The sequence below is a fragment of the Roseitalea sp. MMSF_3546 genome (assembly GCF_030732865.1).
GTDB lineage: Bacteria > Pseudomonadota > Alphaproteobacteria > Rhizobiales > Rhizobiaceae > Roseitalea.
In genome coordinates this window covers 1-18,297 of sequence record NZ_JASHKB010000027.1, presented here as the reverse complement: position 1 = coordinate 18,297, position 18,297 = coordinate 1, and the positions used below count along the sequence as shown (strand labels likewise).

At 67.6% G+C, this 18,297-nt stretch carries 19 protein-coding genes and 1 pseudogene; 15 read left to right on the top strand and 5 right to left on the bottom strand.

The features are described 5' to 3' along the window. Window position 1 precedes the first annotated feature (1 nt). From bchO to RBB34_RS16845, 4 genes are all read left to right on the top strand, one after another. The gene (gene bchO, locus RBB34_RS16860; RefSeq protein ID WP_306120413.1) at window positions 2-922 is read left to right on the top strand and encodes an alpha/beta fold hydrolase BchO; all 921 of its coding nucleotides are present in this window, start codon (window positions 2-4) and stop codon (window positions 920-922) included. A 62-nt stretch (window positions 923-984) separates the two neighbouring features. Next, the gene (gene crtI / locus RBB34_RS16855) at window positions 985-2,520 is read left to right on the top strand and encodes a phytoene desaturase family protein (RefSeq protein ID WP_306120412.1); all 1,536 of its coding nucleotides are present in this window, start codon (window positions 985-987) and stop codon (window positions 2,518-2,520) included. Then, window positions 2,507-3,544, top strand: coding sequence for a phytoene/squalene synthase family protein (locus RBB34_RS16850; protein WP_306120411.1), 1,038 nt, complete (start codon window positions 2,507-2,509; stop codon window positions 3,542-3,544). Before crtI ends, RBB34_RS16850 begins: the two co-directional genes overlap by 14 nt. 14 nt (window positions 3,545-3,558) lie before the next feature. Beyond that, entirely contained in the window at window positions 3,559-3,720 is a 162-nt protein-coding gene (locus tag RBB34_RS16845) for a hypothetical protein (protein WP_306120410.1), read from the top strand. On the opposite strand, the gene RBB34_RS16840 is transcribed toward RBB34_RS16845, so the two are convergent. Together RBB34_RS16840 and crtD are read right to left on the bottom strand one after the other, a co-directional pair. Beyond that, window positions 3,705-4,604 carry a carotenoid 1,2-hydratase gene (locus RBB34_RS16840; protein ID WP_306120409.1) on the bottom strand — a complete coding sequence of 300 codons (900 nt, stop codon included), beginning with the start codon at window positions 4,602-4,604 and terminating at the stop codon, window positions 3,705-3,707. The two genes, RBB34_RS16845 and RBB34_RS16840, sit on opposite strands and share 16 nt — an antisense overlap. Beyond that, window positions 4,601-6,169 (bottom strand): 1-hydroxycarotenoid 3,4-desaturase CrtD, encoded by a 1,569-nt coding sequence (gene crtD / locus RBB34_RS16835; RefSeq protein WP_306120408.1) that lies wholly within the window; start codon window positions 6,167-6,169, stop codon window positions 4,601-4,603. The genes RBB34_RS16840 and crtD overlap by 4 nt, the downstream gene beginning before the upstream one ends. A 112-nt stretch (window positions 6,170-6,281) precedes the next feature. Here crtD and RBB34_RS16830 point away from each other — a divergent pair, with 112 nt between their 5' ends. The 11 genes from RBB34_RS16830 (at window position 6,282) to pufM (ending at window position 16,453) form a co-directional block, all read left to right on the top strand. Then, window positions 6,282-7,151: a polyprenyl synthetase family protein gene (locus tag RBB34_RS16830; RefSeq protein WP_306120407.1), complete on the top strand. Its 870-nt coding sequence runs from the start codon at window positions 6,282-6,284 to the stop codon at window positions 7,149-7,151. A gap of 65 nt (window positions 7,152-7,216) precedes the next feature. Beyond that, the gene (locus RBB34_RS16825) at window positions 7,217-8,344 is read left to right on the top strand and encodes a methyltransferase (protein WP_306120406.1); all 1,128 of its coding nucleotides are present in this window, start codon (window positions 7,217-7,219) and stop codon (window positions 8,342-8,344) included. Window positions 8,345-8,454: 110 nt separating this feature from the next. Beyond that, complete coding sequence (gene bchC, locus RBB34_RS16820; protein ID WP_306120405.1) at window positions 8,455-9,396, top strand: chlorophyll synthesis pathway protein BchC; 942 nt, start codon at window positions 8,455-8,457, stop codon at window positions 9,394-9,396. Continuing rightward, window positions 9,393-10,397 carry a chlorophyllide a reductase iron protein subunit X gene (locus RBB34_RS16815; RefSeq protein ID WP_306120404.1) on the top strand — a complete coding sequence of 335 codons (1,005 nt, stop codon included), beginning with the start codon at window positions 9,393-9,395 and terminating at the stop codon, window positions 10,395-10,397. Before bchC ends, RBB34_RS16815 begins: the two co-directional genes overlap by 4 nt. Window position 10,398: 1 nt before the next feature. Further along, on the top strand, window positions 10,399-11,985 hold the full coding sequence (gene bchY, locus RBB34_RS16810; protein WP_306120403.1) for a chlorophyllide a reductase subunit Y: 1,587 nt from the start codon (window positions 10,399-10,401) through the stop codon (window positions 11,983-11,985). 196 nt (window positions 11,986-12,181) lie between these two features. Continuing rightward, entirely contained in the window at window positions 12,182-13,642 is a 1,461-nt protein-coding gene (gene bchZ, locus RBB34_RS16805) for a chlorophyllide a reductase subunit Z (RefSeq protein ID WP_306120402.1), read from the top strand. 45 nt (window positions 13,643-13,687) lie between these two features. Continuing rightward, window positions 13,688-13,918 carry a hypothetical protein gene (locus RBB34_RS16800; protein ID WP_306120401.1) on the top strand — a complete coding sequence of 77 codons (231 nt, stop codon included), beginning with the start codon at window positions 13,688-13,690 and terminating at the stop codon, window positions 13,916-13,918. 114 nt (window positions 13,919-14,032) lie between these two features. Beyond that, the gene (gene pufB / locus RBB34_RS16795) at window positions 14,033-14,254 is read left to right on the top strand and encodes a light-harvesting antenna LH1, beta subunit (protein ID WP_306120400.1); all 222 of its coding nucleotides are present in this window, start codon (window positions 14,033-14,035) and stop codon (window positions 14,252-14,254) included. 12 nt (window positions 14,255-14,266) lie between these two features. Next, window positions 14,267-14,467: a light-harvesting antenna LH1, alpha subunit gene (gene pufA / locus RBB34_RS16790; protein WP_306120399.1), complete on the top strand. Its 201-nt coding sequence runs from the start codon at window positions 14,267-14,269 to the stop codon at window positions 14,465-14,467. Window positions 14,468-14,593: 126 nt separating this feature from the next. Beyond that, on the top strand, window positions 14,594-15,451 hold the full coding sequence (gene pufL / locus RBB34_RS16785) for a photosynthetic reaction center subunit L (protein WP_306120398.1): 858 nt from the start codon (window positions 14,594-14,596) through the stop codon (window positions 15,449-15,451). Between the two features lie 12 nt (window positions 15,452-15,463). After that, complete coding sequence (gene pufM / locus RBB34_RS16780) at window positions 15,464-16,453, top strand: photosynthetic reaction center subunit M (protein ID WP_306120397.1); 990 nt, start codon at window positions 15,464-15,466, stop codon at window positions 16,451-16,453. Window positions 16,454-16,691: 238 nt separating this feature from the next. Here pufM and RBB34_RS16775 read toward each other — a convergent pair whose 3' ends face one another. The 3 genes and pseudogenes from RBB34_RS16775 to RBB34_RS16765 form a co-directional block, all read right to left on the bottom strand. After that, window positions 16,692-17,225, bottom strand: a complete 534-nt coding sequence (locus tag RBB34_RS16775) for an NUDIX domain-containing protein (RefSeq protein WP_306120396.1) — start codon at window positions 17,223-17,225, stop codon at window positions 16,692-16,694. A 2-nt stretch (window positions 17,226-17,227) separates the two neighbouring features. Continuing rightward, on the bottom strand, window positions 17,228-17,965 hold the full coding sequence (locus tag RBB34_RS16770; protein ID WP_306120395.1) for a hypothetical protein: 738 nt from the start codon (window positions 17,963-17,965) through the stop codon (window positions 17,228-17,230). A 197-nt stretch (window positions 17,966-18,162) separates the two neighbouring features. Then, a pseudogene (locus tag RBB34_RS16765) lies at window positions 18,163-18,297 on the bottom strand (5-aminolevulinate synthase); the annotation flags it as partial.

Genomic DNA, 18,297 nt, shown 5'->3' with positions numbered 1-18,297 from the left:
CGTGACCGCCCCCACGCCCGCCGAGCCGCCCGCGCACTGGCCCGATCTCGCGGCCACATGGCCCAATGCCGAACACAGCCGTTTCCTGCGCGCCGGCAATCTGACATGGCACATCCAGCGCATGGGGGCCGACACCGCGCCCGCATGCCTGCTCGTGCACGGCACCGGCGCCTCGACCCATTCCTATCGCGACCTGATGCCGCAACTGGCCGACCGCTTCGACGTGCTCGCCATGGACCTGCCCGGCCACGGCTTCACCACCGGCGCGCGCGGCAAGGCGCTCACCCTGCCCGGCATGGCGGCCGAACTTGCAATCGTGCTCGATGGGCTTTCCTTTCGCCCCGCCATCGCCGTCGGCCACTCCGCCGGCGCCGCCATCCTGATCGAGATGGCCCTGAACGGATCGATCGATCCGGCCGCCATCGTCGGGCTCAACGCCGCGCTCGAGCCGATCGAGGGCAACGCGCTCCTGTCGCCGCTGGCCAAGGCGCTGTTTCTGAACCCCTTCACCGCGCAGACCGTGGCGTTTCAGGCGCGTCACACCAATCTGCCCCGCCGTCTGCTCGAACGCACCGGTTCCGAGCTCGACGAAGCGGGCATCGGCCAGTACGAAACGCTCATGCGCATGCCCGACCATGTCGCCGGCGCACTCGGCATGATGGCCAATTGGGATCTGAAGCCGCTCCGCGCCCGTATGCACACGCTGCAGACGCCGCTGACGCTCGTGGTCAACGAGGACGATCCGATGGTGCCGGCGCGCGTCTCGCGGCAGGCCGCGCGGCAGACAAACTCGGCGTCGGTCTTGTCCCTTGCGAAGGGAGGACATGTCGCCCATGAAAGCGATCCACGGCAATTTTCTGAAATCATTGAGAAAATTGCGACCGATGCCGGCGTCCTGACGACGCCCGCCAACGCCAGGTGAAGGCCGCTTCCCGGCTCGGGCCAGCTTGCCAAACCAGTACCCGCAGTTTTTACTTCCGCGCCATGATGACCGTTCACCAGCCGCCGCCGACCGCCGCTCCCGCTCAGACCGACGCTCGTCCCCATGCCATCGTCATCGGCGCCGGCTTCGGCGGGCTGGCCGCGGCCGTGCGCCTTTGCGCGCGCGGCTACCGCGTCACCGTGATCGACAAGCTCGACCGGATCGGCGGCCGCGCCTATGTGCATCGCCAGGACGGCTTCACCTTCGATGCCGGGCCGACCATCATCACCGCGCCCTTCATCTTCGAGCAATTGTGGTCGCTGTGCGGCGAACGCATGGCCGACCACGTCACGCTCAAGCCGATGGAGCCCTACTACACCATCCGCTTCGATGACGGCCGCCAGTTCCGCTGCTGGTCGGACGGCGACAAGATGCGCCAGGAGATCGCCGCCTTCGAGCCCGGCGACGTCAGCGGTTACGAGGAATTCCTCGTCGAAAGCCACAAATGCTTCAAGACCGGCTTTCAGAAGATGATCGACCGGCCGTTCAACAGGCTGACGACGATGATCGGGTCCATGCCGGGCCTGATCGCGCGGCGCGCCGACCGGTCCGTGCATGGCCTGGTCTCCCGATATGTGCGCAACGAGCAGGTGCGCCAGTCGCTGAGCTTTCATCCGCTGTTCATCGGCGGCAATCCGATGCGCACGTCGGGCGTGATGAGCCTGATCTCCTATCTCGAGCGCGAATACGGCGTCCACTACGCGATGGGCGGCACCGGTGCACTGGCGCGCGGCATCGCCGATCTCGCCGAGCGCCACGGCACGACGTTCCGGCTCGCCACCGAGGTCGACGAGATCGTCGTCGAGCGCGACGCCGCGCGCGGTGTGCGCCTTTCCGATGGCGACAGCCTGCGCGCCGATCTGGTCGTGTCCAATGCCGAGGCCGGCTGGACCTACAGCCACCTTCTGCGCAACCACACCCGCAAGCGCTGGACCGACCGCAAGCTGGCCCGGATGAAATATTCCATGAGCCTGCTCGTGTGGTATTTCGGCACGAACCGTCGCTATGACGATGTCGACCACCACACCATCCTGATGGGACCGCGCTATCAGGGCCTGCTCGCCGACATTTTCGACCGCAAGGTGCTCGCCGACGATTTCAGCCTTTATCTTCACCGGCCTTCGGCGACCGATCCTTCGGTCGCCCCCGAAGGATGCGACGCCTTCTACGTGCTGGCGCCCGTGCCCAACCTTGACGCCGATATCGACTGGGCCGAAATGGCCGAGCCCTACCGCAAGCGCATCGAGACCTACCTCGCGGGCACCCTGCTGCCCGGCCTGCCCGAGGCGGTGGTGACCTCGAAGATGATGACGCCGCTCGATTTCCGGGACCGGCTGCTGTCGACCAAGGGCGCGGCCTTCGGCATGGAGCCGACCATCTTCCAGCTCGCCTGGTTCCGGCCGCACAACATCTCCGAGGAGATCAGCGACCTCTATCTTGTCGGCGCCGGCACTCATCCCGGTGCCGGCCTGCCTGGCGTCGTCTCCTCGGCCGCCATTCTCGACAAGCTCGTCCCCCATGCCCATGAGCGCGTCTAGCCCGCCGCTGTTGAGCGCCCATGACCGGCGCCTGTGCCATGAGAGCATCCGGGCGGGCTCGAAGTCGTTTTACGCCGCCTCGCGCCTGCTGCCGCGCAACGAGCGGCTGGCCGCGCGCGCCCTTTATGCCTTCTGCCGCTCCTCGGACGATCTCGTCGACGACGCGCACAATGACGGCCATGCCTCCGACCGCCTGCGCCGGCGTATCGAGCTGATCTATGACGGCCGGCCGATCGACCTGGTTTGCGACCGGGCCTTCGCCGCCGTCGCCCGCACATATCGCATCCCGCGCGAGATCCCGCTCGCCCTGATCGAGGGCTATGGCTGGGACGAGGCCGGTCGCGATTACGAGACGCTTGACGCGCTGATGGACTATGCCGCCCGCGTCGCCGCCACCGTCGGCGTGATGATGACGCTGGTCATGGGCACGCGCGAGCGCGCCGTCCTGGCCCGCGCCGCCGATCTCGGCCTTGCCATGCAACTGACCAATATCGCCCGCGATGTCGGCGAGGATGCCCGCCGCGGGCGCATCTATCTGCCGCTGCGATGGCTCGACGAGGCCGGCATCGATCCGGACCGGTTGCGCGCCGCGCCGCGTTTCACGCCAGCGCTGGGCGCCGTCGTTTCCCGGCTGCTCGACATCGCCGACCAGCTCTATGACCGTGCGCTGACGGGCGTCGCCGGCCTGCCGCTCGACTGTCGCCCCGCCATCCGCTCGGCGGCCCTGATCTATCAGGAGATCGGCCGCGAGATCCGGCGGGCCGGATGCAACAGCATCGATGCGCGGGCCTACACCACCGCGCGTCGCAAGGGCGAGCTGATCGCCGTCGCCGCGCTGGCGCCGTTTCCGCTGCGCCCGCCCATGTCCGATCCGCCCCACCCGTCCGTGCAGAGCCTGGTCGAATGGGCGGCCGACCGCGACCCGAGCGCGCCGCGCGGGTTCGATGCCAAGTTCGGACGCATGCTGGAAATCATGGCCGAGGCGCACAGTCGCCGCCAGGCGCTCGAAGCGGTCCAGCGCTGAAGGGGGAACGCTCGATGGAATATGTCGGCATCATCGAGGTGATCTTCGGCGCGGTGGCATTCGCCATCTTCTATGTCTGGCAGATGCGCTCGCTGAACCGCGACGTCAAGGCGCGCAAGGCGCGCGAGGCCGAGCGCGACGCCGCCGGCGACAAGGCACCTCATGCGCGCGGCTGATAGTGTGCCCGGCGCGGCATGCGGAACGGCAGCATCGCCTTGACGATCGGATTGGCAAAGCGCGTGCCCGACAGGCTTTCGTGCATCAGCCGAACCTTCTGGCCGAACAGCACGGTGTCGACCAGCGAGCGCATGTAGAACGGGCCGTCCTCGAGCGTCCGCGCGATCACCGGGCGATGTCCGGGATCGGCATGGGCGCCCCGGCCGACGCCCCAGAACCCGCGCTCGAGCGCGCTCCATGGCAATTCGCCCTTTTCGGCGACCCGCCCTTCGGCATCGATCCGCAGCACGAGAAAGGCCTTGCGCCCGTCGATCAGATCGGCGTCATAAAGGATCACCGACTCGCCGTCGGCCAGGGCACCGCGCGCCCAGTCCCAGCGCACGAAACTGTGCTCGAGCCCGACCGTCCCCCAATTGCTGTCCAGATAGCCGTGCCCGGTCCAGTCGGGAATGCCGCCCTTGTCGAACTCGACGGCGATGTCGCCGGAGGGCGCGATCGGCCACCAGCGCTGCCTGCCGGCCAGGTCGATGTCGAAGGTGCGCCCCGTGATCGCGTGCGGGACCAGCGTGATCCGCCCCGCCACGCGCTGCGGCAGGAACTGGCGCGGTGGCCGCGGCACCGCGATCTCGTCAAAGGCGATGGTCAGCGCCCGGCCGTCCCAGTCGAGCCGGCTCGGTCCGACCCGGAAATGGCCCGGCCCCCGATCGAGCGCCGACCGGCCGCGCTCGGTCATCGTCCAGCGATTGCCGCCCGGCGCGTAGAGCGCCACGTTGATGCACACATGATCGTCCGGATCGCGCCGGCCGCGCCAGGCGTAATAGGGCGAGAACACCGAGCCGACGAACGCGATGACCGACACGCCGTAGCGGCCGCAATCGCTCATTCCGTCGACATACCACCAGAGATAGCCGCGTCCTGGAACCGCGCTGTCGAAAACCGGTCCGACAGAAACGCGTCCCCCGCCAGCATCCCGGAAAGGGTCGCCATCGGCACCCCCGGCCCCGGATGCACGCTGCCGCCCGCCAGGTACAGGCCCCATATCCTCGTGCGCGCCCCCGGCCGCTTGAACGACGCCATCCACCCGTGCGACGCCCGCCCGTAGATCGCGCCCCCGCTGCCCGGAAACAGCCGGGCGAACCCGTCCGGCGCGGTCGTGTGCACGCGCATCGCCGCCCGATCGAGGGTCAGCCCGCCCCGGCGCAGCACCGTCATGGCCTTGTCCATGCATCGGTCGATCTCCCCGGCCGTATAGTCTTTCAGGTCGCCGTCCGCCGGCGCGTTGATCAGCATCAGGAAGCGCTCCCGCCCGGCCTTGCGGGCCGCCTCGGACAGCGTTCCGTCCGACGCGCGATCCTGCGCGCAGATGTAGGTTGTGGGCTCGGCGGTGACAGTGCGCCGCTCGAAGATCGCCGCGAACTCGTCCCGATAGTCGCTGCCGAAGAAGACGGTGTGATGGGCGAGCGGGAAATCGGGCGGCGCCATCAGCCCGGCCACCGCGATCGCCGAGATGGACCGCTTGTCCGGCGGCACGGGCTTGGCGCCGGCGGCCGTCGCCGCCTTGCCCAGCAGCCCGCCGGCGAGCGCCGACACATCGCCATTGAAGACGATCGCCGAGGCCTCGACCGCCTCGCCGTCCTCGAGCACCACGCCGGTGACACGGCTGCCATGGGTGACGATGCGTTCGACCCGCGCGCCGAACCGGTGGCGCACGCCGCAGCGCGCGCCCAGCCGCACCAGCCCCTGCGCCAGCGCGTGCATGCCGCCCCTGACGGTCCACACCCCGTCCTGCTCGACATGGGCGATCAGCATCAGCGTCGCCGGCGTCATGAAGGGCGAGGAGCCCACATAGGTCGCATAGCGCGCAAACAATTGCCGCAGGCGCGGATCGGTGAAGTACCGTCCCAGCGCCGGCCACAGCATGGTGAACGGCTTGAGCATCAGATGCCGGCGGATCGACAGCGGCCCGAGCCGGGCGATGAACCCGGCCATGCTCGGCCGCTGGCCGGCGATGAACGGCTCCTTGAGCGTCTCGAAGATCGCCCGCGAGTGTGAACAGAAGCGGCGATAGCCCTCGGCATTGGCACGGTCGGAGAATTCGGCGATCGCCTCGACCGAAGCGTCTATGTCGGCATGCAGGTCGAGCATCGAGCCGTCGGGCCAGGCATGCCGCGCCAGCGTGCCGGCCTGGCCAAGCTCGACCTCGTCCTCGAGCGCCAGCCCCTTTTCGGCCAGCAGCCGGTCGAACACCCATTTCATGGTGAACACCGTCGGCCCGGCATCGATGTGCGCATCGTCCACCGCCACATGCCGCGCCTTGCCGCCCGGGCTCTCCTGCGCCTCGATGACGAGCACGTCATAGCCATGGCCGGCGAGCCGGATGCTCGCCGCCAGCCCGCCCATGCCGGCGCCGATGACAACAATTCGCTGGCGCTGTCCGATCGTGTTCATGCTGCCTTTGCGCTGTACCGCGTTGACATTTGGCCTCGATGTGTCAATTTGATTTTACAGTATCGAATGTCGATGTAAATTGACGTTTCGGCGAACCGCGGGAGAACGCTCCATGGATATGAACGCGCGGATCGAGCGTGCGCTCGAGCGAAGCATAAAGCTGTCCACCGCCGGCGGCCAGCCGCCGCGGATCGCCGAAGCGCTGCGCTACGCCGTCTTTCCGGGCGGCGCGCGCATCCGGCCGCGGCTGTGCCTGGCCGTGGCGATGGCCTGCGGCGATGACAACCCGGAAGCGGCCGACGCCGCCGCCGTCGCCGTCGAGCTGATCCACTGTGCCTCGCTCGTCCATGACGACATGCCGTGTTTCGACGATGCGGCGACGCGGCGCGGCAAGCCCTCGGTGCACGCCGCCTATTCGGAAGCGCTGGCGCTGCTGACGGGCGATGCGCTGATCATCGCCGCATTCGAGACGATCGCGCGCGAATGCGTGGCCAGCCCGCACCTGATCGCCCCGCTGGTCGGCACGGTGGCGCGCGCCGCCGGCATGCCGCACGGGCTCGTCGCCGGACAGGCCTGGGAGAGCGAGCAGGACGCCCCGCTCGCCGAATACCATCGGGCCAAGACGGCCTCGCTGTTCACCGGCGCAACCGTGGCCGGTGCCATCGCGGCCGGCGCCGATCCGCAGCCCTGGCGGGCCGTCGGCGACCGGCTCGGCGCCGCCTATCAGGTGGCCGACGATCTGCGCGATGCCGCCGCTACCGAAGCCGAACTGGGCAAGCCGGTCGGCCAGGATGCGCATAATGGCCGGCCCAACGCGGTCGCCGAAGGTGGCATCGCCGCGACGGTCGCAAGGTTGCAGGACATGGTGCTGCAGACCGTTGCCGCCGTTCCCGACTGTCCCGGCGCGCCGCTCCTGCGCCAGCTCATCGCCGGCGAGGCCAAGCGGCTGATGCCCAAGGGCCTGGCCTCCAACGCCGCCTGAGCGCCGTGACCGACGCCGCCCGACTTGACGAACGCGGCGCAAGCATCGCCCCGCGCGACCCGCCCATGCCATCGACGAAACCGGCCCCCGGCTCCCTTTCCTATCGCGACCGCTTCCGGCTCTGGCGCAACGGCATGATCGGCGATCCGGGCTTCCGGCGCCTGTCGCGGCGCCTGCCCGGCCTGCGCCGCATCGCCAATCGCCGCGCCAACGGTCTGTTCGCCATCACCGCCGGCTTTGCCAATGCGCAGATCCTGCTCGCCTGCGTCGAGCTGGACCTGTTCGCACGGCTCGCGCCAGCCCCGCTGGGCGTGGCGGAGATCGCCCGGCAGGTCGCGCTGACGCCCGAGGCCACCGAACGTCTCCTGCGCGCCGCCGAAGGGCTCGATCTCGTCTGCACAACAGGCGATGGCCGATGGACGCTCGCCGACCATGGCGCCGTCGTCGCGGCCAGCCCCGGCATCGCCGCCATGGTCCGCCATCACGCCATGGTCTATCGCGACCTTGCCGATCCGGTGGCGCTGCTGCGCGACCCGCCGGCCGAGACCGCGACCTCGCGCTTCTGGTCCTATGTCGGCGGCGAGCCGGGCGCCCCGGACGCGGCCGCCTATTCCGAATTGATGCGCGTCAGCCAGGACATGGTCATCGCCGAGGTGCTCGATGCCTATTCCATGGCCGGCCACGCCCGGCTGATCGACATTGGCGGCGGCGACGGCGCTTTCATCGCCGCGGCGGGCGAACGCTGGAAGGACCTTGAGCTCGACCTGTTCGACCTGCCGGCGGTCGCCAACCGTGCCCGCGATCGCCTCGGCCGCGGCATCCTTGGCCCGCGCCTGACCATTCATGGCGGCTCGTTCTTCGACGATCCGATTCCTGGCGAGCCCGATTGCTACGCCCTGATCCGCGTCCTTTACGACCACGACGACGAGGCGGCCCTTCGCATCCTGACCAACATCCGCCGCGCCATGGATCCCGGCGACACGCTGATCATCGGCGAGCCCATGGCCGGCGACACACCCGGCGGCAAGCTCGTGGCGGCCTATTTCACCTTCTATCTGCTCGCCATGCGCTCGGGCCGCTGCCGGACGCCCGCGGACATCTTCGCATTGCTGCGCGCGGCCGGCTTCATCCGCATGCGCAGCCACGCAACGACAATGCCGGTCGTGGCGAGCCTGGTCTCTGCCCAAATCTGAAGCATCTTCGGACAAATAGGTGTAAAAAATAGTTGACACCTTAGCCTGTCATTTTAGGATGACGCTCGGAGGAAGCGCCGACGCCACAAAATGGCGCCAGGCCCAAGGCAATGGAAACGACCGCGATCGTACTCGAACAGCCAAGGCACATCGCCCTGCGCGACGTGGCGCTGACGCACCCGCAGGCGGGCCAGGCGGTTGTCGACGTCAACTGGAGCGGCATTTCCACCGGCACCGAGAAGATGCTGTGGGACGGCACCATGCCGACCTTCCCCGGCATGGGCTATCCGCTGGTTCCGGGCTACGAATCGGTGGGCCGTGTCGTCGAGGCCGCCGAGGATTGCGCGCTTGAAGAAGGCACTCTGGTCTTCGTGCCCGGCGCGCGCTGCTATGACGATGTGCGCCCGCTGTTCGGCGCGACCGCCGCCACCTTGGTCGTCGATGCGGGCAAGGTCTATCCGGTCACCGATGCGCTCGGCCAGGACGCCGTCCTGCTGGCGCTCGCCGCCACGGCCCATCACGCGCTCGTGCTCGGCGGCGGCCCGCTGCCCGATCTGATCGTCGGCCATGGCGTTCTGGGCCGGCTGCTCGCGCGTATCGCGATCGCGCTGGGCGGCGATGCGCCGACGCTCTGGGAGATCAACCCGGCCCGGCTCGATGGCGCGCGCGGCTATGCCCTGACCAATGCCGACGACGACGATCGGCGCGACTATGCCCGCATCATCGATGCCAGCGGCGATGTCGGCATCCTCGATCTGGCCGTCTCGCGGCTGCGGCGCCGCGGCGAGATCGTCCTCGCCGGTTTCTACGCCAGGCCGCTCAGCTTCACGTTCCCGCCCGCCTTCATGCGCGAGGCGCAGATTGCCATCGCCGCCGAGTTCCAGCCGGCCGACGTGCGCGCCGTGCTCGAACTGGTGGCGGCCGGCCGGCTCGATCTTTCCGGCCTGATTTCCCACACCGCGCCGGCACGAAGCGCGGACACGGCCTACCGGACGGCCTTCGATGATCCGGGCTGCACGAAGATGATCCTTGATTGGGAGCAAGACGCATGACCGACGCAAGCGGCCGGCCAAGCGCCGAAATGTACGAAAACCTGCGCGAGGAGGCGAGCCACGAACCCGATGCCGTCCCCACCGGCGAGGTGAAGAAGGAAACGCAGATCATCGCGATCTACGGCAAGGGCGGGATCGGCAAGTCGTTCACGCTGGCCAACCTTTCCTACATGCTCGCCCGCCAGGGCAAGAAGGTGCTGCTGATCGGCTGCGATCCCAAGTCCGACACCACCTCGCTTCTGTTCGGCGGCAAGGCCTGCCCGACCATCATCGCCACCTCCTCGGCCAAGAAGGAAGCGGGCGAAGAGGTCGTCATCGGCGATGTCTGCTTCAAGCGCGACGGCGTGTTCGCCATGGAGCTCGGCGGCCCCGAAGTCGGCCGCGGCTGCGGCGGGCGCGGCATCATCCACGGCTTCGAGACGCTGGAGAAGCTGGGCTTCCACGACTGGGATTTCGACTATGTCCTGCTCGATTTCCTCGGCGACGTGGTGTGCGGCGGCTTCGGCCTGCCGATCGCCCGAGACATGTGCCAGAAGGTGGTCGTCGTCGGCTCGAACGACCTGCAATCGCTCTACGTGGCCAACAATGTCTGCTCGGCGGTCGAATATTTCCGCAAGCTGGGCGGCAATGTCGGGGTCGCCGGCATGGTCGTCAACAAGGATGACGGTTCCGGCGAGGCCAAGGCCTTCGCGGAGGCGGTCGGCATTCCCGTTCTCGCCGCGATCCCGCAGAACGACGACATCCGCAAGAAGAGCGCCAACTATCAGATCATCGGCTATCCCGAAGGGCGCTGGGGCGACCTGTTCGGTGAACTGGCGACAAACCTTTGCGATGCCCCGCCCCATCAGCCCGCACCGCTGAGCCAGGACGGCCTGCTTGCCCTGTTCGACACCGAGGAGACCGGCGGCGACTTCGTTCTCACCCCGGCGACCCAGGCCGACATGTGCGCGGCCGGCAAGATCGACAAGCCCTCCCTCGAAGTGATCTACGACGAGGTGTGAGATGACGGAAACGCTGATCAGGAATCCGCATCTCGACGCGCCGCCCGATCAGGCGCCCGACCAGGACGCCGAACTGGCGCGCCAGGCCGCCGCGCAATCGGCCATCGACGGTGCCGGCTGCCATGCCGGCCCCGAGCAGATGAAGGCGGCCGCCAAGGCCGCCGGCAATGCCGAACTCATGGAAGGGTTCGAGCGCGACTATCCCAAGGGCCCGCACGAGCAGCCGCAATCCATGTGCCCGGCCTTCGGGTCGCTGCGCGTGGGCCTTCGCATGCGCCGCGTCGGCACAATTCTCAGCGGGTCCGCCTGCTGCGTCTACGGGCTGACCTTCACCAGTCACTTCTACGGCGCGCGCCGCTCGGTCGGCTACGTGCCGTTCAACTCCGAAACGCTCGTCACCGGCAAGCTCTACGAGGACATCCGCGACGCCGTTCACGAGATGGCCAAGCCGGAGGACTATGACGCGGTCGTCGTCACCAATCTGTGCGTGCCGACCGCTTCGGGCATTCCGCTGGGCGCGCTGCCCAAGGAGATCGACGGCGTGCGCATCGTCGGCATCGACGTGCCCGGCTTCGGCGTGCCGACCCATGCCGAGGCCAAGGACGTGCTGTCCGGCGCCATGCTCAAATATGCCCGAGGCGAGGCGGCCGCCGGCCCGGTGATGGCGCCGCGCCAGGGCGTTTCCGAACGGCCGACCGTCACGCTGGTCGGCGAGATGTTCCCCGCCGATCCGGTGGTGATCGGCCAGATGCTCGAACCGATGGGTCTGGCCGCCGGCCCGGTCGTGCCCGTGCGCGAATGGCGCGAGCTGTATGCGGCGCTCGACTGCGCCGTGGTCGCCGGCATCCATCCGTTCTACACCGCAAGCTTCCGCGAATTCGCCGCCGCCGGCCGCCCCGTCGTCGGCTCGGCGCCGGTCGGCGCCGACGGCGTCGATGCCTGGCTGACTGCGATCGGCGACAAGGCCAATGTCGCCAGGGGCAAGATCGACGCGGCGCGCAACGCCTTCGTGGGTGCCACGCGCGGCGCGCTCGCGGCCAACCCGATCACGGGCCGCATCACCCTGTCCGGCTATGAGGGCTCGGAACTGCTCGTCGGCCGGCTGCTGGTCGAGGCGGGCGCGGACCTCAAATATGTCGGCACCGCCTGCCCCAGAACCCCCTTCTCGAAAGACGACGCCGACTGGCTCAAGGCCCATGGCGTCGAGGTGCGCTATCGCGCCTCGCTCGAACAGGACATCGCCGCCTTCGAGGAGTTCGCGCCCGATCTGGCCATCGGCACCACGCCCGTGGTCCAGCACGCCAAGCAGGCCTCGACCCCGGCGCTCTATTTCACCAACCTGATCTCGGCGCGCCCGCTGATGGGACCGGCCGGCGCCGGCTCGATCGCCACCGTGATAAACGCGGCCATCGCCAACAAGGCGCGCTTCGACAAGATGACCGAGTTCTTCGACGGCGTCGGCACGGGCGACACGGCCGGGGTCTGGGAAGACAAGCCGACCGTCAACACCGCCTTCCGCAAGAAGTACGCGGCCCGCATGAACATCTCGAAGAACGCCGTCGATGCCGGCGAGGCGGTGGGGACATGAGGATGGTCAAGACATCGCTCCCAACCTCCCCCTTGAGGGGAGGTCGGCGAGTGGCGCGCGAAGCGCGACAGAGCCGGGTGGGGGTAAGAGCCGGCATCGCGCTCGATCGATACCCCCACCGCATCGCCTGCGCTCCGCTTGGCTCTGCTGCCTCCCCTCAGGGGGGAGGCGGCCCCTTCGTCGCAGGAGCCACCCCATGACCCTGATCATCGATCACGATCGCGCCGGCGGCTATTGGGGGTCGGTCTACGCCTTCACGGCGATCAAGGGCCTGCAGGTGATCATCGACGGCCCGGTGGGCTGCGAGAACCTGCCGGTCACTTCGGTCCTGCACTACACCGACGCCCTTCCCCCGCATGAGCTGCCGATCGTCGTCACCGGCCTGGCCGAGGAAGAGCTCGGCAAGACCGGCACCGAACAGGCCATGAAGAACGCCCGCGCCGTGCTCGATGCGGACCTGCCGGCCGTCGTCGTGACCGGTTCCATCGCCGAGATGATCGGCGGCGGCGTGACCCCCGAGGGCACCAACATCCAGCGCTTCCTGCCGCGCACCATCGACGAGGACCAGTGGGAGTCGGCCGACCGCGCCATCAAGTGGCTGTGGACCGAGTACGGGCCCAAGAAGGGCAAGGTGCGCGCCGCCAAGCCGGTCAAGGAAGGCGAAAGGCCCAAGGTCAACATCATCGGCCCGATCTACGGCACCTTCAACATGCCCTCGGACCTGGCCGAAATCCGCCGGCTGATCGAGGGCATCGGCGCCGAGGTCAACATGACCTTCCCGCTCGGCAGCCATCTGGCCGACGTGCCCAAGCTCGCCAACGCCCACGCCAATGTGTGCATGTATCGCGAGTTCGGCCGGGGCCTGTGCGAGGCGCTCGACCGGCCCTATCTGCAGGCGCCCATCGGCATCCATTCGACCACCGCCTTCCTGCGCACGCTCGGCGAGATGCTCGGGCTCGATCCCGAACCGTTCATCGAACGCGAAAAGCACACCACGCTCAAACCGATGTGGGATCTGTGGCGCTCGGTGACGCAGGACTTCTTTGCCACCGCCTCTTTCGCGATCGTGGCCAACGAGACCTATGAGCGCGGCGTCAGGCACTTCCTGGCCGACGAAATGGGCCTGCCCTGCACCTTCTCGTTCCAGCGCCGCGCCGGCGTCAAGCCGGACAACGAGGCGATCCGCCAGGCGATCAAGGACACCCCGCCGCTGATCCTGTTCGGCTCCTACAACGAGCGCATGTATCTGGCCGAGACCGGCGGCAAGGCGATCTACATCCCGCTTTCCTTCCCCGGCGCGATCATCCGCCGGCACACCGGCACGCCGGTGATGGGCTATTCGGGCGCGTCCTGGATGATCCAGGAGGTCTGCAACGGGCTGTTCGACGCGCTGTTCAACATCCTGCCGCTCGCCACCGATCTCGACTCGGTCGAGGCGACGCCGGCGCGCGCCGAGCGCTCCATGCCCTGGAGCGTGCAGGCACAGACCGACCTCGACCGGATCGTCGAGGCACAACCGGTTCTGGTGCGCATCTCCGCAGCAAAGAGCCTGCGCGATGCCGCCGAAACCATTGCCCAAAACGAGAACCAGCCGCGCGTGGAGCAAAGCCATGTCGAACGCGCGCGACTGCAGATCGTGGCGGGCAAGGCCGCGTAGCGGCCAGCCAACTGTCCGCCCCCTGCGGACGAAAGGAGACCGAAGATGACGACACACATGCCCTCGATCAAGGCACCGCGGCACCATCGCGCCGACCGGCGTCGCGACCGCCTGGAATATCGTGCGCTGGTCGCCGTGTCCTTCCTGCCCTGCCTGGTCGTGGCGACGCTCGGACGCCTCGGCGAGAGCGCACCGCACCGCCCGGCGGGCGAGACGATCTTTGCGGAGGCGCTGTCTTCGGCCCGCGCCGCCGCCGGTTATGCGCTGATCGCATGACCGTGCACCCTTCACCGGCCTGACAGCCGGTGGAAGCGGAAGGGCGCGGCCTGGCCGTGTCCGGAAGCACCCGGCCGCGGGGTTCCGCGGCACTCGTGACTAGGAGGTCCATCAATGTCTAGTCCACAAAGCGTTTCGCTTTCCGGCATGTCGGAAGGCGAAGCCCAGGAGTTCCACAGATACTACATGCAGGGATTCGGCATCTTCACCGCGATCGCGGTGGTTGCCCACCTCCTTGTGTGGTTCTGGCGTCCGTGGATTCCGGGGCCGGAAGGTTACGCATCCCTTGAGAGCGTCAACCAGACGGTGTCGGCACTCCTGCCAATGCTTTCGTAAAGGAGAAGCGACATGTGGAGAATCTGGATGGTCTTCGACCCGCGCAAAACGCTGGTCGTACAAGGCGTCTTCCTCTTCTCGCTGGCAGTTCTGATTCACTTCGTACTGCTGAGCACAGAGCGCTACAACTGGCTCGAAGGCAATCCCGTCGGCGGCGCTGCCGTGGAGCAGTCCATGGAAGGCACGGTGGATACGCCGCGCCTTTTTGGCTGACGACGGCTCACCAATGGTGGCGGGCAACCGCGCTGCGAGCTCCGGCTTGAAGCGCCTGCCCGCCGCCGATCGATGCATTCGAATATGCGGGCCGGCCATCATCGGCCCGCCATCGGAGGGTTACCCATGGCAATGCTAAGCTTTGAGCGCAAATATCGCGTTCGTGGCGGCACGCTGATCGGCGGGGATCTGTTCGACTTCTGGGTCGGGCCGTTCTATGTCGGCTTCTTCGGCGTCACCACGGCGTTCTTTGCCGCTCTGGGCACGGTGCTCATCATCTATGGTGCAGCGCTTGGCCCGACCTGGAACATCTGGCTGATATCGATCAATCCGCCGCCCATCGAGTATGGTCTTGGCCTGGCCCCGCTGGAGGAAGGCGGGCTGTGGCAGATCATAACAATCTGCGCGATCGGGGCGTTCGGCTCCTGGCTGCTGCGCGAGGTGGAAATCTGCCGCAAGCTCGGCATCGGCTATCACGTGCCGTTCGCCTTCGGCGTGGCCGTGTTCGCCTATGTCACGCTGGTCGTCTTCCGACCGCTGCTGCTGGGCGCGTGGGGACATGGTTTCCCCTATGGCATCATGAGCCATCTGCAATGGGTGTGGGACACCGGCTATCAGTACGGCAATTTCCACTACAACCCGGCGCATATGGTCGCCATCACGTTCTTCTTCACCACCACCTTCGCGCTGGCGCTGCATGGCGGTCTGGTGCTGTCGGCGGTCAACCCGCGCAAGCCGGGCATGCGCCGGGCCGGCGAGCGCGTCGAGGTCAAGACGCCCGAATACGAGGACACCTATTTCCGCGACACGATCGGCTATTCGATCGGGACGCTGGGCATCCACAGGCTCGGGCTTTTCCTGGCGCTGGCGTCCGGTTTCTTCAGTGCGGTGTGCATCTTCATCTCGGCCGGGCCGATCTATGGCGGCTCGTGGATCGAGTGGTGGGAGCCGCTGCGCAACCTGTCACTGCGCTGGGCCGGCTGAGGAGGCACGATCATGTTTCGCGAATATCAGAACATCTTCACCGCCATCCAGGTTCGCACGGCGCCGGAAATGGGCGTGCCGATCGAAAGCCAGATCGACCGCACCAAGACGGCGACCTTTTCCTGGTGGCTCGGCAAGATAGGCAACGCCCAGCTCGGCCCGATCTATCTGGGCTTTCTGGGAGTGGCCTCGCTGATCACCTTCACGATCGGTTTCGTCATCATCGGGCTGAACTACTGGGCCCAGGTCGACTGGAACCCGGTGCGTTTCGTGCTCGAAATGCCCTGGCTGTCGCTCGATCCGCCCCTGCCCGAGCATGGCACCAAGGTGCTTCCGCCCCTCGAGGAAGGCGGCTGGTGGCTCTTGGCCGGTTTCTTCATCACCGCGTCGATCATCCTGTGGTGGTTCCGCATGTATCGCCGCGCGGTCGAACTCGGCCTGGGCCTGCATGTTCCGGCCGCCTTTGCCGCCGCGATCTGGCTGTATCTGGTGCTGGGTTTCATCCGCCCGCTGCTGATGGGCTCGTGGAGCGAGGGCGTGCCCTTCGGCATCCTGACCCATCTGGACTGGACCAACAACTTCTCGCTGATCTGGGGCGGCAGCCTGTTCTGGAACCCGTTCCACATGCTGTCGATCGTCTTCCTTTACGGCTCGGCGCTGCTGTTTGCCATGCATGGCGCGACGATCCTTGCGGTCAGCCGCTATGGCGGCGAGCGCGAGATCGAGCAGATCACCGACCGCGGCACCGCCTCCGAGCGTGCCGCCCTGTTCTGGAGGTGGACCATGGGCTTCAACGCCACCATGGAATCAATCCACCGCTGGGCCTGGTGGTTCGCCATGCTGACGGTGCTGACCGGTGGGATCGGCATCCTGATCACCGGAACCGTGGTCGACGACTGGACGTCGTGGGGGATCAAGCACGGCATCGTGCCGGAGGATCCGAACTGGTGGCCGGTCACGCCCGACTCGACGGTCTCCACCTGGGGCCAGGACGGCAGCTAGCGGGCGCCCGCCGCTCCGCTCGCCTGCGGGCTCCACGATCCGTGCATGCCATGGTGCACGGATCGTCCGCCCCGCACACGCGGCGAACATGCCGGTCTCGCCCCTCCGTCGAAGGCCGGCCCGACCTCCGCTTCTCCGAAGCGGAGGTTTTTTGCATCCGTGCAATGGGGTCCGTCGCGGCGCGCGCGCCGGGCACGCCGATCGCCGGCCGAAAGGCGACAACGATTGGCCGGGACACTCAGATCTTCAGATCGGGAAACCGGTCGCAGTAGATGCGGAACCAGGGCGTGAAGTCTTCGGGGCGTTCGGCGATCTCGCCGCGCAGTTCCTCCGCCGTCGCCCAGCGCACCTCGGCCACCTCTTCGGGATCCGGCCTGATCTCCAGCCGGGACCGGTCGGCCTGACCGACATACATGGTCACACGCTCGTTCTCGCGCAGGCCGTGGCCGACATCGGCCGTGTATTCGACCTCGTGGCGCTCGGCCAGCGCGACGCCGAAGCCGAGCTCCTCGCGCAGGCGGCGCGCCGCGGCGGTAGCCATCGGCTCGTCCCAATGCGGATGCGTGCAACAGGTATTGGCCCATTGTCCGCCGCAGTGATACTTGCCCAATGCGCGCCGCTGGATCAGCAGGTGCTCGCCCGAGAACACGAACACCGACACCGCCAGGTGCAATATCCCCTCGCGATGCGCCTGCAGCTTGCCGACCGGGTAGTATGAGCCATCGACCGCAATGGCCGGGATGACGATATCGTTGTCGCTGATCTTGTCCATGGCTATGCGGCCTCGCGCGCGCCCGCCGGCGCGGTCTCCTGCGCCCTTTGCGCGAAGGGCTCAAGGCCCGGCCAGGCGCCGTCGATGGCGATGAGATTGAAGCGGGCGAACAGATATTCGACGAACCAGCCCTCCTGCCAGGCGCGACGCACCGCAACGCCGTGGCTGGCACTGTCGAGCGAAAAGGCGCGCATGGCGGCCTCATCGTCCCAGATCGAAAACGTCATCATGTGCTTGTAGGGCACCTCGCCCAGCCCCATCATGAAGCGCTGGTGCGGATCGGTCTCGATCTCGTCGGATATGCCCGGCGCCTGCGACCAGAACGGGACGAGCTTCTTCAGTCGCAAGGTGGCGCGGGTGAGCGCCACGATCGGTCGCCGCGGCACCGTCTCCGGATCGACGGTGAATGGCGCCTGGCCGGCCCACTGTCCGCGGCTGCGCGTGGGCGTCAGATAAAGCGTCGCCATCTGCGACGCATGCCGGCGATAGGCGGCATGGACCTCTCCCTGCCCGACCGCCCGGCGCGCGGCCGCCATGTCCTGCCACACGCAGATCAGGGCATAGGTCGAAAAATCGGGCTTGAGCGAAAACCCCGCACCGGCGCCCGTGCCCAGCAGCTTGTAAAAGCACAGGCCTTCAAGGCGCCCTATCGCCGGATGCATCAGGCCCATCTGCGCGAAGGCCCAGAGCCTGCCCGTCGGCGAGGAAAAACGGAAAAGCGAAAGCGTGACGATCTGCATGCCGATGTGCGCTGCTCCTTGCCGCTCGTTTGGGGGACCCACAGTGCCGGCCCACCAAACGTAGCCTATGCCTTACGCAATGAAAGTCAGACTTTCCGGTGAGCGAGAGCCTCCGCATACACTTCATCTGACCTTGCCGCACGCGGGACGAGGGCAGGCGCAGGCCAGGACAATGGGCGATCCGCGCGCTCTGCCCCCTACGCCACGGCCCTTGCGAGCGCGCACTGGCTCCACAGGTCGCACAGCGCGCCCGAGAGATGGGCGATGTCGGCATCGCTGTGGAACGGGGTCGGCGTGATCCTCAGCCGCTCGGTGCCCACCGGCACCGTCGG

What these genes read in the sequence shown, in the direction of transcription:
- RBB34_RS16830 (WP_306120407.1), top strand. Translation starts at nt 6,282, where the DNA reads ATGGATATGAACGCGCGGATCGAGCGTGCGCTCGAGCGAAGCATAAAG.
- crtI (WP_306120412.1), top strand. Translation starts at nt 985, where the DNA reads ATGATGACCGTTCACCAGCCGCCGCCGACCGCCGCTCCCGCTCAGACC.
- pufM (WP_306120397.1), top strand. Translation starts at nt 15,464, where the DNA reads ATGTTTCGCGAATATCAGAACATCTTCACCGCCATCCAGGTTCGCACG.
- RBB34_RS16775 (WP_306120396.1), bottom strand. Translation starts at nt 17,225, where the DNA reads ATGGACAAGATCAGCGACAACGATATCGTCATCCCGGCCATTGCGGTC.
- RBB34_RS16815 (WP_306120404.1), top strand. Translation starts at nt 9,393, where the DNA reads ATGACCGACGCAAGCGGCCGGCCAAGCGCCGAAATGTACGAAAACCTG.
- RBB34_RS16770 (WP_306120395.1), bottom strand. Translation starts at nt 17,965, where the DNA reads ATGCAGATCGTCACGCTTTCGCTTTTCCGTTTTTCCTCGCCGACGGGC.
- RBB34_RS16840 (WP_306120409.1), bottom strand. Translation starts at nt 4,604, where the DNA reads ATGAGCGATTGCGGCCGCTACGGCGTGTCGGTCATCGCGTTCGTCGGC.
- pufB (WP_306120400.1), top strand. Translation starts at nt 14,033, where the DNA reads ATGTCTAGTCCACAAAGCGTTTCGCTTTCCGGCATGTCGGAAGGCGAA.
- RBB34_RS16845 (WP_306120410.1), top strand. Translation starts at nt 3,559, where the DNA reads ATGGAATATGTCGGCATCATCGAGGTGATCTTCGGCGCGGTGGCATTC.
- pufA (WP_306120399.1), top strand. Translation starts at nt 14,267, where the DNA reads ATGTGGAGAATCTGGATGGTCTTCGACCCGCGCAAAACGCTGGTCGTA.
- bchC (WP_306120405.1), top strand. Translation starts at nt 8,455, where the DNA reads ATGGAAACGACCGCGATCGTACTCGAACAGCCAAGGCACATCGCCCTG.
- bchZ (WP_306120402.1), top strand. Translation starts at nt 12,182, where the DNA reads ATGACCCTGATCATCGATCACGATCGCGCCGGCGGCTATTGGGGGTCG.
- crtD (WP_306120408.1), bottom strand. Translation starts at nt 6,169, where the DNA reads ATGAACACGATCGGACAGCGCCAGCGAATTGTTGTCATCGGCGCCGGC.
- bchY (WP_306120403.1), top strand. Translation starts at nt 10,399, where the DNA reads ATGACGGAAACGCTGATCAGGAATCCGCATCTCGACGCGCCGCCCGAT.
- pufL (WP_306120398.1), top strand. Translation starts at nt 14,594, where the DNA reads ATGGCAATGCTAAGCTTTGAGCGCAAATATCGCGTTCGTGGCGGCACG.
- RBB34_RS16800 (WP_306120401.1), top strand. Translation starts at nt 13,688, where the DNA reads ATGACGACACACATGCCCTCGATCAAGGCACCGCGGCACCATCGCGCC.
- RBB34_RS16850 (WP_306120411.1), top strand. Translation starts at nt 2,507, where the DNA reads ATGAGCGCGTCTAGCCCGCCGCTGTTGAGCGCCCATGACCGGCGCCTG.
- RBB34_RS16825 (WP_306120406.1), top strand. Translation starts at nt 7,217, where the DNA reads ATGCCATCGACGAAACCGGCCCCCGGCTCCCTTTCCTATCGCGACCGC.